Raw genomic sequence first — 15,026 nt, forward strand, 5'->3', positions numbered from 1 at the left:
GTGAAGCTGCGCCGCTTCGGTGTGCTTGTCAGCTCGGCCGTGGGGACCACTGGCGTTGAGACAACACGGACGGGCGATGTCGTGGGCGAAACCGCATCAGATCCAGCATCCGGTGAAAGCGCAGTCTGTGAAGGCATAACCATGGGTGCGTTCTCCTGCACCCTCAAGTGTAAACTTTAGCCAGTCAAATGTCTCACGCTTATTGGCACGGAGGGGGGAGGGTGACTTGATCGTCGGCTCCAACAACAGCTACATCGCGACGTTGGTCGAGCGGCATTCGCGGTTTGTGATGTTGGCGAAGGTGGAAAACAAGGACACTCAAAGCGTCATCACAGCCCTCATAAAACAAGCGCGCAAGCTCCCGAAGGAGCTGTATCGCTCCCTGACATGGGATCGCGGATCGGAGATGACTGGGCACCGCAAGTTCACCATGGCAACCAAGATCGACGTCTACTTTTGTGACCCTCAGTCACCTTGGCAACGTGGCAGCAACGAAAATACCGACCAGCTTCTGCGCCAATACTTCCCGAAAGGAACTAATATATCGGGCTTTAGTCAGGCCAAACTCAGCGCTGTCGCACGCCAGCTTAACGAGCGGCCAAGAAAGACCTTGCAATACCAAACCCCAGCAGAGAAGTTTGAAGCCTGTGTTGCAGCGACCAGTTGAAACCGCACCTTAAACCGGAGTTTCGTTTATCACGGCCCCTTAACAGAAACAAAGCCCCGGGCGTGACCCGGGGCCTCTGATATCGTCGCGGTTGAGGTCCCGGATCAAGTCCGGGACTGCGGTGTACCTAGTTCAGCGCGGCATCCGTGATCGCGCTGGTCCATGCGCCCACTGGCGCGGCCGAAATCACCGGGTCGGAGCCGCCTGCCAGCAGCGTATCAACCGTGCGCTGATAATCTGCGGGATCAAGCGCACCATTGGACCCTGCGGTCAGCTTGGCGATCTCGCCCATCATGCGAACCTGCGCGGCCTCTGTCTGGGCACCGGTTTCATCGTTGTCCAGAACGATCATCGCGGCGGCCTCGGGGTTTTCTTCGGCCCACTTCCAGCCTTTCATCGACGCCCGCACGAAACGGACCATTTTATCGACAAACACCGGGTCCTGCAGATTGTCTTCCAGCGCATAAATTCCGTCTTCCAACGTCGCAACGCCCTGTTCTTCGTACTTAAACGTCACCAGTTCGTCCGGGGACACACCCGCGTCCAGCACCTGACCATATTCGTTATAGGTCATGGTCGAAATGCAATCCGCCTGCCGCTGCAACAGCGGATCGACGTTGAAACCCTGTTTCAGAACGGTCACGCCGTCGGGGCCGCCATCGGTCGAAATGCCTGCCTGGCTCATCCAGCTCAGAAACGGGTATTCATTGCCAAAGAACCAGACGCCAATCGTCTTGCCCTTGAAATCTTCGACGCTTTCAATCCCGGCGTCCTTCCAACAAGTCAGCATCAGGCCCGACGTTTTGAACGGCTGCGCGATATTGACAACCGGCAGGCCCTTTTCCCGTGCCGCCAGCGCCGATGGCATCCAGTTCAGCATCACATCCGCCCCGCCACCGGCCAAAACCTGCGGTGGGGCAATGTCGGGACCACCGGGCAGGATAGTAACGTTCAAACCTTCCGCGTCATAAAACCCCTGATCCAAAGCCACATAATACCCGGCAAATTGCGCCTGCGTGACCCACTGCAATTGCAGCGCCACGTCATTGGCGTGGGCATCGGCATGCGCCATTCCGCCCAGCCCGGCGGCAAGTGTGGCCGCCATCATCAATTTCTTCATTTTGACCTCCAAGTCAGTTGTGCGCCCTCTTGCGGGGCTTTGGTTATTTGCGTTGCGACGGGTGCCAAAACGTCACCCGCCCCTCGATCCATGCCATCGCTCCGTAAAATGCACTGCCCGCGATGGCTGCCACGACAATCTCGGCCCAGACCATATCAAGTGCAAGCTGCCCGACCGATGTCGAGATGCGAAACCCCATCCCAACCGTGGGCGAGCCGAAAAATTCAGCAACAATCGCACCGATCAACGCCAGGGTTGTGGCGATTTTCAGCCCATTAAAGATAAACGGCATCGCAGCGGGCAGGCGTAGCTTCAGCAAAGTCGGCCAATAGCCCGCGCCATAGGTCCGCATCAGGTCACGCTGCATCGCCGTCGTGGCCCGCAGCCCCGCAACCGTGTTCACCAATATCGGGAAAAATACCATGACACCAACGACAGCAGCCTTCGATTGCCAATCACTGCCCAGCCACTTCACAAAAATCGGCGCAGTGCCTACAATCGGCAGTGCTGCCATAAAACCGCCAACCGGCAAGATACCACGGGTCAGAAAATCAGACCGATCCGCCAGAACAGCCAGGCCAAAGGCGGCGATTGCACCGATGATATACCCGCTCAGGGCACCCTTGATGATCGTCTGCTCAAAGTCCGCCCAAAGCCGCGGACCCTCGTGCACAAAGCGGACGGCAATTGCGGACGGCGGCGGCAGAATGACCGCGTTCACCTCCAGCAGGCGCACCAGCAGTTCCCATATCACCAACAGCGTCAACCCAAAGATCGCAGGCACCAACAATTGCACCCAGCGGCGTTGCGCCAGCGCGCTATTGGCCAAGCGCAGATTGATGAACCAACCGGTCATCCAGATCGCCAAAGCGGCAAAGATCGCTGTGCCCGTCATGTGCCCGCCATCCCCATCCGTCGCAGTGTCAGCCGTTCAAGCAAGCTGAACAGACCGACCAACCCCGCCGCCGTGATCGCGGCTGCAAAAAGCGCGGCCCAGGTGACAAGCGGCTGACCATACTGATCCCCGACCAACATGCGCGCGCCAAATCCGGCCCGCGCGCCAGTCGGCAACTCGGCCACAATCGCGCCAACCAGCGACGCCGATATCCCAATCTTAAGCGAGGCAAAAAGATACGGCACCGACGCAGGCAGGCGCAGCTTCCAAAACCCTTGCGCCGCGCTTGCATAATAGGTGCGCAGCAGATCCAATTGCATCCCATCAGGGCTGCGCAACCCCTTTACCATACCGACCACCACAGGAAAAAAGCTCAGATAGGCACTGATAATCGACTTCGGCAACAAGCCATGAATGCCAATCGCGCCCAGCATCACAATGATCATCGGCGCCAGCGCCAGAATGGGAATCGTCTGGCTGGCAATCGCCCAGGGCATCACGCTCATATCCATCGCGCGGCTGTAGACAATGCCCACCGCCAACGTAATCCCAAGCGTCGTACCCATCGCAAAACCCAACAGCGTCGCCGACAGCGTCACCCACCCATGATAAACCAGCGACCGTTTAGACGTCACCCGTTGCATCACAATCGTCTTCCACATCTCGACCGCAACCTGATGTGGCGATGGCAGCCGCGGGCGCTCCTGCACATACGTCAAACCCACCAGTGACGGGTTGCGCAAACTCAACCCCAGCCCGCTGTAATCCTGCCGCGCCATCGGCGTGTCAGGTGTCACAGCGAACCCGTCCCGCTGCGCCTGATCGGCGGTCAGATGCATATTCATCGGCACGACAGCGACGACCCAGATCATCAAGATGGCGCCAATCACCGTCAGCACAGGCAGGATGGATTTCAAACGCAACCCCCCGCTTCTTCCGAGCATAAATATCCCCGCCGGAGGCCCCTAAACATCATCATGCCCCGCCCGCAGCCCATCACGCACGCGGTGCGCGATCGCGATAAATTCGGGGCTGTCACGAATATCCAAAGGCCGTTCTTTGGGCAACGGGCTATCAATCACATCCGTAATCCGACCGGGCCGCGGCGACATGACAACAATCTTCGTGGACAAATACACCGCCTCGGGGATGGAATGGGTGACAAAGGCAATCGTCTTTTCGGTCCGCGCCCATAGCTGCAACAACTGCTCGTTCAGGTGATCGCGGACGATCTCGTCCAGCGCGCCAAAGGGTTCGTCCATCAGCAAAATATCCGCATCGAACGCCAGAGCCCGCGCAATCGACGCGCGCTGCTGCATACCGCCTGACAATTGCCAGGGAAACTTCTTCTCAAACCCCGTCAGATCAACCAGTTCCAGCACCCGCGCCACCCGCGCGGCCTGTTCCGCCTTGGAAAACCCCATAATCTCAAGCGGCAACTTCACGTTCCCGCCAATCGTGCGCCATGGATACAGCCCCGCCGCCTGAAACACATAGCCATAGGCCCGCGCCATGCGCGCCTCATCCGGCGTCATCCCGTTCACCCTCAGTTCGCCCGCCGTGGGCTGCTCCAGACCTGCGATACACCTTAGGAACGTGGTCTTGCCACAGCCCGAAGGGCCGATGAAACTCACGAAATCGCCCTTGCTGATTTCAAGATTCACATCCTTGAGCGCATGCACTGGGCCATCGTTGGTGTGGAATATGAGCGAAATGTCATTGGCGTCGATCACTATTGGCGTCCCTTACTCATCACATGTCCGCAGACGGGTGGATTCGTCGATGCAAGTCGGCACTGTCAGATCAAATCCGTCGTTGAAAAGTCGCACAAAATCCTAAACTTGGTCATCTGAAAAATCCGCCCATCAACCGATATCACAAAGAACACGGCACACCCGGCCGTACCAGTCGTCTTGCAGAACCGATCCCAAAGACAGGGTCTGTCGCATGATCCATCAGACCCCCGTCGCCGGAATACCGGTCCGCTCGACAGGCCGAGGCGATGTCAGTTCTTTCCACGATGACAGCGCGCGGTTCACCGGGGTGTTGCCCTCGCGCTTTACGAACTTACCGTGCCCTTCCTGCGTCCGGACTTCGCCGTCATGGATCGCAACGTATCCGCGCGTCAGGGTAAAGCGCGGCAGACCCGTCACGTCTTTGCCCTCGAACACATTGTAATCAATCGCCGATTGCTGCGCCGAGGCCGTGATCGTCTTTGACTTTTCCGGATCCCAAACCACCAGATCGGCATCGGCCCCGACCAGCACGGCACCCTTGCGCGGATAGCAGTTGAGTATCTTCGCGATATTGGTCGACGTCACAGCGACAAATTCATTCATCGTCAGCCGCCCAGTGCGCACACCATGGGTCCAAAGCATCGGCATCCGGTCTTCAAGGCCCCCGGTGCCATTTGGGATCTTGGTGAAATCCCCCACGCCATAGCGTTTTTGCTCTGTGGTAAACGCGCAATGGTCCGTGGCAACAACCGATAACGACCCCGACTGCAACCCGGCCCAGAGGCTATCCTGATGCATCTTATTGCGAAATGGCGGTGACATGACGCGGCGCGCGGCATGGTCCCAGTCTTTGTTGAAATACTCGCTTTCATCCAAGGTCAGATGCTGGATCAGCGGCTCGCCCCAAACCCGCTTGCCCTGCATCTTGGCACGGCGGATCGCCTCGTGGCTGTCCTCGCAGGATGTATGCACGACGTACAGCGGCACACCGGCCATATCGGCAATCATGATGGCGCGGTTCGTTGCCTCACCTTCAACCTGCGGGGGGCGGGAATAGGCGTGGGCCTCTGGCCCGGTATTGCCCTCAGCCAATAGTTTCGCCGACAGCTCCGCCACCACATCACCATTTTCGGCATGGACCATGGCAATGCCGCCCAGCTCACCCAATCGCTTGAACGACGCGTACATCTCGTCATCGTTGACCATCAGCGCGCCTTTGTAGGCCATGAAATGCTTGAACGTGTTGATCCCGCGGTCCTTGATCACGCTTTCCATCTCGTTGAACACCTGCTCGCCCCACCATGTGACCGCCATGTGGAACGAATAATCGCAATTCGCGCGACCCGATTTGTTGTCCCACATTTGCAGCGCATCATGCAGGCCCTGACCGGGGCTGGGCAGGGCGAAATCAACAACCATCGTGGTTCCACCCGACAATGCCGCGCGCGTCCCGCTTTCGAAATCATCGGTAGAATAGGTGCCCATAAAGGGCATTTCGAGGTGGGTATGCGGGTCGATCCCGCCGGGCATGACATAGCAACCAGTCGCATCGAGGGTTTCATCGCCCTTCAGGTCCGGGCCAATTTCCACGATCTTGCCCCCGTCGATCAACACGTCCGCCTTATAGGTCAGATCCGCCGTGACGATGGTGCCGTTTTTGATGACTGTGGTCATTTGTCCGGGTCCTTCTCCATTTGCTCATATACTTTCTTTCGAAACTCCTTTGACGGCTTTGAAAGAAAAGTATTTCCCAAGCTTGTAACAATTAGATAGCGGAAGCTTCGCAGCAAAACCCAGCGGCTTAGCCAGTTGTATTCCTCAAATCGCTTCGCGAAATCTCCATACCAGTTTTTCCCATCATCCCGCAGTTCTGGAAATCGCCAGTGTGCAACCTCTCCGTCCTCTAGGTGGGTAGGTACGGGTGAATTACCCGGTAGGCCGGTGGTTAAAACGAAGCTATTGAATTTGAACAAGGATCTCGCGCCCAAGTGAGTGATGGTGACTTTCCGATGGCCAACGTTAGTTGCTGCAACATGAAAAACCTTCTTAGGCTCTCCACCACCCACGGTGACTTCCAGCATTGGTCTGGCAACAAGTCTAACATCTTGAGCATTTGCCCTGTTCGCAACGCGAAGAGCTACTACCGCCGCTGTAAACGTGGCAATTCCAGCAAACCATATTCCGACAACCTCAATTAACTGCGGCCAGTTATCGAAAACACCCAATATCACCCTACAATCTCCGCCGTCTCGACCACCGCATGGAACAGCACATCCGTCCCCGCCGCCGCCCATTCAGGGCTGATCTCTTCCGCCTCGTTATGGCTTAGCCCGTCCACGCAGGGGCACATCACCATGGCGGTCGGGGCCACGCGGTTGATCCAACAGGCGTCATGCCCGGCGCCCGAAATCAGGTCCATGTGGGAATAGCCCAACCTCTCTGCCGCGTTGCGCACCGCCGTCACACAGCCTTCGTCAAACGTCACAGGATCAAAGTGGCCGACCGGTTCGATCGCCATCGTCAGGCCCAGCGCTTCGATAATCGGCACCGCTTCAACCTCGAGCCGCGCTTTCATTCTATCGAGTTTTGCCTGATCGGGTGATCGGAAGTCGATGGTGAACACCGCCTTGCCGGGGATCACATTGCGCGAATTTGGATAGACGTTGCACTGCCCTATCGCGCCCACGGCACCCGGCTGATTTTCCATCGCTATCGTATGAACAAGCTCGATTATCCGCGCCATGCCAAGCCCGGCATTGACCCGCATATTCATCGGGGTTGACCCGGTGTGCGCATCTTTGCCAATCAGCGTCACCTCTAGCCACCACAGGCCCTGCCCATGGGTGACAACACCGATCTGCTTGCCCTCGGCCTCCAGGATCGGACCTTGTTCGATGTGGAGCTCAAAGAAGGCGTGCATCTTGCGGTCACCGACCGTTTCATCACCCTTCCAGCCAATCCGCGCCAGTTCGTCCCCGAATGTCTTGCCGTCCGCATCCTTGCGATCATAGGCCCACCCCTGATCATACATGCCCGCAAAAACGCCAGAGGCAAGCATGGCAGGCGCAAACCGCGTCCCTTCCTCGTTCGTCCAGTTCGTGACGACAATCGGATGCTTTGTCTTGATATCCAGATCATTCATGGTGCGCAAAATTTCCAGACCGCCAAGAACACCCAGGACGCCATCATATTTCCCTCCTGTCGGCTGCGTATCCAGATGCGACCCTACATAAACCGGTAACGCATCGGGGTCAGTTCCTTCGCGCCGGGCAAACATATTGCCCATCTGGTCAAGGCCCATCGTGCAGCCCGCCGCCTGACACCAGTCCAGAAACAGGTGCCGGCCTTCGCTGTCGAAATCCGTCAGCGTCTGACGATTGTTGCCACCCGCCACACCGGGGCCAATCTTGGCCATCTCCATCAGGCTATCCCACAGCCGGGCACCATTGATTTTCAGATTTTCACCGGGGGCCGCCATGGGTCGTCTCCTCGCAGATGCATCGTGATTTGACCAACTGGTCAAACCAACGCTAACAGAGGCGCGAGATCAGTCAAGTTTTCCGCGTGATTTATCCGCCATTGCCTGCGATAGAAGCGCAGCGGCCAATAATCAGGGCAAGCCGCAAAAGATTTGAACAAAGGAAGACGATGACAAAACCGCCGACCCGTATCCAAAAACGCAATCGCGCCGCAATCCTGTCCGCCGGGCTGGACGTGTTTTCGCAATTCGGGTTTCGCGGATCGACGCTTGATCAGATTGCCGATGCTGCGGGATTGTCCAAACCCAATCTGCTGTATTATTTCCCCTCCAAAGAGGCGATCCATACTGTCTTGCTAGAGCGGCTTCTTGAAACATGGCTGGACCCGCTCAAGGCGCTGGACGGAAAGGGTGACCCCGTCAAAGAAATCATGGCCTATGCCCAGCGCAAACTGGCGCTTAGCCGCGATTATCCGCGCGAAAGCAGGCTGTTCGCCAATGAAATCCTGCAAGGCGCGCCCCGGATCGAGGCCATTCTTCAGACCGATCTGAAAGCGTTGGTCGATGCCAAAGGCGCGATTATCCAAGGCTGGTCCGATGCCGGGCGGATCGCGCGGGTGGACCCCCATCACCTGATATTTTCGATCTGGGCCTTTACACAACACTACGCCGATTTCGATGTTCAGGTGCGCGCTGTCTTGGGCGACAAAGCCCCCTATGACGGCGCGGCGGTCTTTCTTGATATGCTGTATAAAAAGCTGTTGACGCCCTGAAACTTATTCTGCGGCAACGGCCCCCGGATTATTGGGATGCGTTGTCCAGTTGGCATATTCCTTTTGCACGACCTTGCCGGTGCGGGGGTCGACCTGGCCGGGTTCCATCGGTTCCATTGTAATGCAGTTTTCGACGGGACACACATCGACACACAGATTACAGGCGACGCATTCGGCATCAATCACGGTGAATGTGCGGTCGTCCGACATGGCGATGGCCTGATGTGACGTATCCTCGCAAGCGGCATAGCAGCGACCGCATTTGATGCAATCATCCTGACTGATCTTCGCCTTGGCCACATAATTCAGGTTCAGATACTGCCAATCCGTCACGTTCGGAACGGCCCGGCCAACGACCTCTTCGACGGACGTATAGCCTTTTTCATCCATCCACTCCGACAGGCCGCTGATCATCTCCTGGACGATCTTGAAGCCATAGGTCATCGCCGCAGTGCAAACCTGTACGTTGCCACAGCCGAGGCTGATAAACTCTGCCGCATCACGCCATGTCGTGATCCCGCCGATCCCGCTGATCGGCAGGCCCTGGGTTTCGGGGTGGCGCGCGATTTCGGACACCATCGACATTGCAATGGGTTTCACCGCCGGACCGCAATAGCCGCCGTGACTGCCCTTGCCGTCAATCGACGGTTCCGGCGACATCGTGTCAAGGTTGACCGAGGTGATCGAATTGATCGTATTGATCAGGCTAACCGCATCGGCCCCGCCGCGCATGGCAGCGGCAGCCGGTTTGCGCACGTCCGTGATGTTCGGCGTCAATTTTACGATCACCGGCTTGTCGTAGTATTGCTTGCACCACCGGGTCACCATTTCGATATATTCGGGCACTTGGCCGACAGCCGCCCCCATGCCGCGCTCCGACATGCCATGCGGGCAACCAAAGTTCAGCTCGATCCCGTCCGCCCCCGTCGCCGTCACCCGTGGCAAGATATCCTTCCACGCCTGTTCTTCGCAGGGCACCATCAGGCTGACGATCATGGCGCGGTCGGGATAATCGGCCTTTACGCGGGTGATTTCAGCAAGGTTCACATCCAGCGGCCGATCGGTGATCAGTTCGATGTTGTTCAGCCCCAGCAGGCGCCTGTCCGCGCCATAGATCGCGCCATATCGCGGACCATTGACGTTGACGACAGGCGGGCCTTCGGACCCAAGCGTTTTCCACACGACACCGCCCCAACCCGCCTCGAAGGCGCGCCGCACGTTGTATTCCTTGTCGGTGGGTGGCGCCGAGGCCAGCCAAAAAGGGTTGGGCGATTTGATCCCAAGGAAGGTTGTTGTCAGATCAGCCATATCGTGTGCTCCTGCCTGTAGGGTGGGTTAAAACCCACCTTACGTCATCAAAAATGTATGTATATCCATCGCCGCATCGCGCCCTTCGGCAACGGCGGTTACCGTCAAGTCATTACCGCCGGTGGCGCAATCACCGCCCGCCCAAACACCCGCACGACCGGTGCGCCCCGGCCCGGTCACGGCGATCTTGCGCCCGTCAAGCGCCAGCCCCGCGTCGCTGTCCAATGTCTGGCCAATCGCCTTGAACACCTGATCTGCGGGCAGGCAGATCGTTTCACCCGTCCCTTGCAGGCCCGCGCCCGTGTCTGCGGTATATTCCAGCTCTATCTCGCGGACGGTCCCGTTGCCGCGGATCGCCACGGGCAGCACGTTGAACATCAATCGCACGCCTTTGGACGCGGCAAGATCCTGTTCATAGCGGCTCGCGGTCATCCGGTCACGGCTGCGGCGATAAGCAATGGTCACATTTTGTGCGCCCAAAAGTTTACACTGCACCGCCGCGTCGATGGCTGTCATTCCGCCACCGATCACCACAACATCGCGGCCCACCGCAAGGCTGGCCAGATCATTCGTCTGCCGCAAATCCGCGATAAAATCGACTGCATCCGTCACGCCGTCCATGTCTTCGCCCGGCGCGCGCAAAGCATTGACGCCACCCAGCCCAACGCCGACGAACACGGCATCGAACACCTCGCTCAGCGCATCAAGCGACAGATCGGCACCTAACCGCTTGCCTGTCTCGACCGCGATACCGCCGATCCCCAGCAGCCAATCGACCTCGCGCGCGGCAAAATCATTGGTCGCCTTGTAAGCCGCAATGCCGAATTCGTTCAGCCCGCCGGCTTTTGCAGCCCCATCATAGAGCGTCACGTCATGCCCAAGCATCGCCAAACGGTGCGCACAGGCCAGACCCGCAGGACCCGCCCCGACAACCGCAACCTTCTTGCCGGTCGCGGCGGCGCGGGCATAGGGGTGGCTTTGCCTGGCCATCAACGTATCCGTGGCGTACCGCTGCAACCTGCCAATCTCGACCGGCTGGCCTTCGGCCGCTTCGCGCACGCAGGCCTGTTCGCACAGGTCTTCTGTCGGGCAGACGCGCGCGCACATGCCGCCAAGAATATTTTGGTCAAAAATCGTCTTCGCTGCGGCCTCGGGCATGCCCGTGCTGATCTGGCGGATGAACAGCGGAATGTCGATTGCCGTCGGGCAGGCCGTCACGCAAGGTGCATCATGGCAGAAATAACAGCGATCCGACGCCACTGCGGCCTCGTGTGGGGTATAAGGGGCGTGCAGATCGGCAAAGTTGGTTGCGATATCTTCGGCAGGCAAACGCGCAGGCGCGATGCCGGGGGTCATTGGGCTGGACATGGTTGTTTCCTGTCGTGACGTATCATCGACAGCCTGCCACAACTTTATTTTTTATCAAACGGTAAATTTTTGGAAATCTGTTATTTTTGTCCGACACCCGTCGGCCAGCCTCCGGCGGGGATATTTACGCTCGGAAGAAGCTGTGGTCCGCTTAGAAATGGAACGGGGCGACCGTGATCCGTTTTCCAAGGGTCAGCGCATCGGCGACATGCACCATTGGCGATAGATCCACGTCGGACGCACCCGTTTTGACCAATTGGGTCATCCGGTCGTAAAGGGCGGGGTATTCGCGATCTGGTCCGACGGCCACCTGCGCGCCGTCAATCACAAGCCGGGCGCCGCCGTCATGCAGTTGCAGCGTTCCGGCGGTCGTCTGCACCGTGATGTCCCAGCTTTGCGGCCCGTCTTGGCGCCAGTCCAGATCAGCAGTTACATTGCCATGAAACACCAGCTGTGCCGCAATTGGCGTGTCGCGGTTTGAGGGGAATTCCAGCGCGGCAGCGGTCAGATGGATCGGCATCGGCAGGATTTCGGTGATGATCGACAGGCCATTGCTGGCCGGATCAAACACACCCATTCCACCGGGTTCAAAGACCCAATCCTGCCCCGGATGCCACCGCCGCACGTCCTCTTTCCAATTAATGTGCGCGCGTGTGATGGTCTTGTCGGCCAGCCATGCCTTTGCATGTGCGACCCCCGGCGCCATCCGGCTGTGCCAGGTCGCAAAAAGCGTCGCGCCCGCCGCCCGCGCCATCGCTGACAACGTATGAACCTCGGCCAATGTCGCACCGGGTGGTTTTTCGAGCATCACATGACGTCCGGCCGCGATCGCCTTTTGTGCATAGTCAAAGCGCGGCACGGGCGGCAGGCAAAGCGAGACGACCGTGATGTCGGGCCGTTCGGTCAACATCTGATCAAAGTCGGTGAACGACGGGACACCGTCGACCGTTCCCGCGCGACTGACCGTGGCGGCAAGCGCCCAATCGTCACTGCCATTGATCGCCGGCACATGCTGATCCACGGCAATTTTGCCGATCCCGACAAGGCAGATCGGCGTCGCCATCAATGCGCCTCTTTGCCGACGGCATTACCGCGACAGCCGACGAGAAAATCAAAATCCGCACCCGTGTCGGCACCCAAGACCCGGTCATGATAAAGCTGGGCATAGCCGCTGGCCGGGCGTGGGTTTGCCCCCGATGTCGCAGCCGACCAAGCCGCCAGACGTGCCGTCAGCTCATCATCGGAAATGTCCAGATGGATACGCCGCCCGGCCACGTCAACTTCGATCATATCGCCATTTTGCACCACGGCGAGCGGCCCACCCACTGCCGCCTCGGGCGCGGTGTGCAGAACCACCGTTCCAAAGGCCGTGCCGGACATCCGCGCATCCGATATCCGCACCATATCCGTGATGCCTTTCTTGAGGATCTTCGGCGGCAGGCCCATATTGCCGACTTCGGCCATCCCCGGATACCCGCGCGGTCCGCAGTTTTTCAGAACCATCACGCAGGTTTCATCAATATCCAGATTGTCATCGTTAATGCGCGCCTTGTAGTCATCAATATCCTCGAACACGACGGCCCGGCCACGGTGTTGCATCAATGCAGGCGTCGCCGCCGAGGGTTTCAGAACCGCCCCCCCCGGCGCCAGATTGCCGCGCAGCACAGCGACGCCTCCGGATTGGGTCAGCGCCAGTTCCACCGGAAGGATAACGTCTTCATTCCAGTTCTTGACGTCCTTCACCTCGTCCCAGATGCCCTTGCCCGACACCGTCAGCGCGTCCTTGTGCAGCATTCCCGCCTCGCCCAGACGCTTGATCACCACAGGCAGGCCACCCGCATAAAAGAACTCTTCCATCAGGTATTTTCCCGACGGCATGAGATTGACGATAGTCGGCACATCGCGCCCCAGCCGGTCCCAGTCATCAAGGGTCAGATCCACGTCGCAGCGGCCCGCCATGGCCAGCAGATGGATCACGGCATTGGTCGATCCACCAATCGCGCCATTGGTGCGGATCGCGTTTTCAAATGCCTGCTTTGTCATGATATCCGACGGCTTCAAGTCGTCCTTGACCATATCGACAATCCGGCGTCCGGTGACATGGGCCATCACCCGACGGCGGCTATCGACAGCGGGGATTGCGGCGTTGCCGGACAGGGCCATGCCCAATGCCTCGGCCATGGAGGCCATGGTACTGGCGGTGCCCATCGTGTTGCACGACCCGGCAGAGCGGGACATCGACGCCTCGGCCTCGACAAATTCATCGGCCGACATCTCGCCTGCGCGCACGGCCTCGGAAAACTTCCACAGATGCGTGCCCGACCCGACGCGTTCGCCCTTGAAATAGCCATTCAACATCGGCCCGCCCGACACCATGATCGCTGGCAGATCGACGGATGCGGCACCCATCAGCAGGGCTGGCGTGGTCTTGTCACAACCAGCCAGCAACACAACGCCATCAATACATTTGCCGCGGATCGCTTCCTCTACATCCATCGCACACAGGTTGCGGTACATCATCGCGGTCGGGCGCAGGGTGCTTTCTGATGGGCTAAACACCGGGAATTCAACAGGAAAACCGCCAGCCTCATAAACGCCAAACTTCACCCGCTCGGCCAGATCGCGCAGATGCGCGTTGCAGGGGGTCAGTTCGGACCATGTGTTGCAGATGCCGATCACCGGGCGGCCATCAAGCAAATCGGCTGGCAGACCTTGGTTCTTCATCCACGAGCGGTGATAAATCGCGTCCTTTGACGTGCCGCCAAACCATTCTTGGGAACGTAATTTGCGGGGCCACTTGGCGGGATTGAAGGCCATGGGTGTCTCTTACCTTTTGGGAGTGTTTGCGCTAGCATCTCAGGTCTGACGCAGACAGGCAAATCAATAGTGAGAGACAACATGACCACCGCAAACCTTGATCATTGGGCCGAGCGGGCCGACCTCGCCGCCGCATTCCGCTGGACCGCCCGGTTGAACCTGCACGAAGCAGTCGCAAACCACTTTAGCCTTGCGATCAACGATGATGGCACACGGTTCTTGATGAATCCCAACCAAATGCACTTTAGCCGGATCAAGGCCAGTGACCTGATCACCGTGGACGCCAATGATCCAGAAACGCTGACCGGACCCAATGCGCCCGATCCCACCGCATGGGGGCTGCACGGCGGCATCCACCGCCATGTCCCGCACGCACGCTGCGCAATGCACGTCCATTCGATCTTTGCGACCGTGCTTGCATCCCTCAAGGACAGCCACCTGCCGCCCATCGACCAAAACTGCTGCACCTTCTTTAATCGCTATGTCATCGACGATGGCTACGGCGGTCTGGCGTTCGAGCAAGAGGGCGCACGCTGCGCCGCCTTGTTTGCAGACCCCAAAAAGCGCGTGATGATCATGGGCAATCACGGCGTCCTGATCATCGGGCAAACCGTGGCCGAGACGTTCAACCGGCTTTATTATTTCGAACGCGCCTGCGAAACCTACATCCGCGCCTTGCAAACCGGCCTGCCGCTGCGCGTGCTGCCCGATGCCATCGCCGAAAAAACCGCGCAAGAACTCGAAAGCTACCCCGAGCAAGACGCGCGTCACCTGAAAGAGCTAAAATTGATTCTTGATGGCGAAGGGTCAAATTACGCTGGCTAAGACAGGTCTCTTGCAGTTTCGGGGCAGCTACGGCAGGAC

Annotated in this window: 14 protein-coding genes and 1 pseudogene; 4 read left to right on the forward strand and 11 right to left on the reverse strand. The window is 58.6% G+C overall.

Annotation, left to right across the window (positions count from 1 at the left end; genetic code table 11):
- Together QZ196_RS12400 and QZ196_RS12405 are read left to right on the forward strand one after the other, a co-directional pair.
- Positions 1–180 (forward strand): hypothetical protein (locus tag QZ196_RS12400; protein WP_296426847.1); only part of this gene is annotated, 180 nt, incomplete at its 5' end.
- 37 nt (positions 181–217) lie between these two features.
- Positions 218–667 (forward strand): annotated as a pseudogene (locus tag QZ196_RS12405) (IS30 family transposase); the annotation flags it as partial.
- A gap of 127 nt (positions 668–794) precedes the next feature.
- On the opposite strand, the gene QZ196_RS12410 reads toward QZ196_RS12405, so the two are convergent.
- The 7 genes from QZ196_RS12410 to QZ196_RS12440 form a co-directional block, all read right to left on the reverse strand.
- Complete coding sequence (locus QZ196_RS12410; protein WP_296426848.1) at positions 795–1,787, reverse strand: ABC transporter substrate-binding protein; 993 nt, start codon at positions 1,785–1,787, stop codon at positions 795–797.
- Between the two features lie 43 nt (positions 1,788–1,830).
- A complete protein-coding gene (locus tag QZ196_RS12415) occupies positions 1,831–2,682 on the reverse strand; it encodes an ABC transporter permease (RefSeq protein ID WP_296426850.1) in 852 nt (283 codons plus the stop codon).
- Positions 2,679–3,599, reverse strand: a complete 921-nt coding sequence (locus QZ196_RS12420; protein WP_296426915.1) for an ABC transporter permease subunit — start codon at positions 3,597–3,599, stop codon at positions 2,679–2,681. The genes QZ196_RS12415 and QZ196_RS12420 overlap by 4 nt, the downstream gene beginning before the upstream one ends.
- A gap of 48 nt (positions 3,600–3,647) precedes the next feature.
- Entirely contained in the window at positions 3,648–4,415 is a 768-nt protein-coding gene (locus QZ196_RS12425; protein ID WP_296426852.1) for an ABC transporter ATP-binding protein, read from the reverse strand.
- Between the two features lie 222 nt (positions 4,416–4,637).
- Positions 4,638–6,092 (reverse strand): dihydropyrimidinase, encoded by a 1,455-nt coding sequence (hydA, locus tag QZ196_RS12430; protein ID WP_296426853.1) that lies wholly within the window; start codon positions 6,090–6,092, stop codon positions 4,638–4,640.
- Positions 6,089–6,649 carry a hypothetical protein gene (locus tag QZ196_RS12435; RefSeq protein WP_296426855.1) on the reverse strand — a complete coding sequence of 187 codons (561 nt, stop codon included), beginning with the start codon at positions 6,647–6,649 and terminating at the stop codon, positions 6,089–6,091. Before QZ196_RS12435 ends, hydA begins: the two co-directional genes overlap by 4 nt.
- A complete protein-coding gene (locus QZ196_RS12440; protein WP_296426857.1) occupies positions 6,646–7,896 on the reverse strand; it encodes a Zn-dependent hydrolase in 1,251 nt (416 codons plus the stop codon). The genes QZ196_RS12435 and QZ196_RS12440 overlap by 4 nt, the downstream gene beginning before the upstream one ends.
- Positions 7,897–8,066: 170 nt before the next feature.
- Here QZ196_RS12440 and QZ196_RS12445 point away from each other — a divergent pair, with 170 nt between their 5' ends.
- On the forward strand, positions 8,067–8,669 hold the full coding sequence (locus tag QZ196_RS12445; protein ID WP_296426859.1) for a TetR family transcriptional regulator C-terminal domain-containing protein: 603 nt from the start codon (positions 8,067–8,069) through the stop codon (positions 8,667–8,669).
- Positions 8,670–8,672: 3 nt separating this feature from the next.
- Here QZ196_RS12445 and preA read toward each other — a convergent pair whose 3' ends face one another.
- The 4 genes from preA to araD all read right to left on the reverse strand — a co-directional run bounded on the left by preA (position 8,673) and on the right by araD (position 14,162).
- Complete coding sequence (gene preA / locus QZ196_RS12450) at positions 8,673–9,977, reverse strand: NAD-dependent dihydropyrimidine dehydrogenase subunit PreA (RefSeq protein ID WP_296426861.1); 1,305 nt, start codon at positions 9,975–9,977, stop codon at positions 8,673–8,675.
- A gap of 39 nt (positions 9,978–10,016) precedes the next feature.
- Positions 10,017–11,345: an NAD(P)-dependent oxidoreductase gene (locus QZ196_RS12455; protein ID WP_296426863.1), complete on the reverse strand. Its 1,329-nt coding sequence runs from the start codon at positions 11,343–11,345 to the stop codon at positions 10,017–10,019.
- Positions 11,346–11,496: 151 nt separating this feature from the next.
- On the reverse strand, positions 11,497–12,408 hold the full coding sequence (locus QZ196_RS12460; RefSeq protein ID WP_296426865.1) for a Gfo/Idh/MocA family oxidoreductase: 912 nt from the start codon (positions 12,406–12,408) through the stop codon (positions 11,497–11,499).
- On the reverse strand, positions 12,408–14,162 hold the full coding sequence (gene araD, locus QZ196_RS12465) for an L-arabinonate dehydratase (RefSeq protein ID WP_296426867.1): 1,755 nt from the start codon (positions 14,160–14,162) through the stop codon (positions 12,408–12,410). Before araD ends, QZ196_RS12460 begins: the two co-directional genes overlap by 1 nt.
- A gap of 81 nt (positions 14,163–14,243) precedes the next feature.
- On the opposite strand from araD, the gene QZ196_RS12470 reads away from it, so the two are divergent.
- A complete protein-coding gene (locus tag QZ196_RS12470) occupies positions 14,244–14,987 on the forward strand; it encodes a class II aldolase and adducin N-terminal domain-containing protein (RefSeq protein ID WP_296426868.1) in 744 nt (247 codons plus the stop codon).
- The last annotated feature ends 39 nt before the right edge of the window (positions 14,988–15,026 follow it).

It is taken from the genome of Yoonia sp., from assembly GCF_017854565.1.
Taxonomy (GTDB): Bacteria; Pseudomonadota; Alphaproteobacteria; order Rhodobacterales; family Rhodobacteraceae; genus Yoonia.